The 577-nt window shown below is 49.7% G+C and carries 1 protein-coding gene; it reads left to right on the forward strand.

The window, feature by feature from the left end:
• Window positions 1-55: 55 nt before the first annotated feature.
• The coding region (locus ACTQXY_RS15555; protein ID WP_441660221.1) for a recombinase family protein at window positions 56-577 on the forward strand (522 nt) is incomplete at its 3' end.

Raw genomic sequence — 577 nt, forward strand, 5'->3', positions numbered from 1 at the left:
GTGGTACAATGAAACCACGGAATAGTGGGGCTGGCTGTCGGAAACGGAGGATTTTATGTTAAGACAAGCCACCCAAAACCTCATTACCGCCCTTTATCCGAGATTGTCCCACGAGGATGAATTGCAAGGCGAGAGTAATTCCATATCGAACCAAAAAAGGATACTCGAAACCTACGCAAAACAGAACGGCTTTACCAATCTGCGCTGGTACACCGACGACGGTTTTTCCGGCGCGAACTTCCAGCGGCCCGGATTTCAAGCCATGCTTGCGGACATTGAAGCCGGGAAAGTGGGTACGGTCATCGTCAAGGACATGAGCCGGTTAGGGCGAAACTACTTGCAGGTAGGGTTTTACACGGAAATGCTGTTCCCTCAAAAGGGTGTGCGTTTTATCGCTGTCAACGATAATGTGGACAGTGCCAGCGAGGGCATGGACAACGATTTTACCCCGCTGCGAAATCTGTTCAACGAGATGTACAGCAAGGATATTTCCAAGAAAGTCCATTCCTCTTATCTTCTGAAAGCGCAGAAAGGACAGTTTACCGGGTGTCTTGCCCCGTTTGGGTATCGGAAAGAC

This window comes from Faecalimonas sp. LCP19S3_D12, from assembly GCF_052121495.1.
Classification (GTDB): Bacteria; Bacillota; Clostridia; order Lachnospirales; family Lachnospiraceae; genus Faecalimonas.